Below are 291 nucleotides of genomic sequence, written 5' to 3' on the forward strand. Positions count from 1 at the left end.
CTCCTGACTTTGTTCAGGGGCTTTTTCTATGTACTCCAGTATTTGTGCATCTAAACGATCAATTTCTTTTCTGATAGACGTCGTACTATCCGCAAAATAAGCATCCCTTTCCAATCTAGTACGTTTTGCGAATAACTTGTCTAAATCAGTCGTTATAAATCGTGACATTTCTTTTTCAAATTGCCATGCCTGTAGTTCATAGTTAATGCCTAAATCTTCCCGAATTTTTTCTGCTAATTCATCTCTCCATTTTCCATGTAATTCCCAAACTAGCTCTAATGGATTATTAAA

Annotated in this window: 1 protein-coding gene; it reads right to left on the reverse strand. The window is 35.4% G+C overall.

Translation table 11 applies throughout. The annotated features are described in order from the left end of the window. Positions 1–291, reverse strand: a 291-nt coding sequence (locus tag ADH54_RS06670) for a hypothetical protein (RefSeq protein WP_049524522.1), incomplete at both ends; no start/stop codon positions are given.

The organism is Streptococcus pseudopneumoniae, from assembly GCF_001072315.1.
In the GTDB taxonomy this organism is placed as follows: Bacteria; Bacillota; Bacilli; order Lactobacillales; family Streptococcaceae; genus Streptococcus; species Streptococcus pseudopneumoniae_R.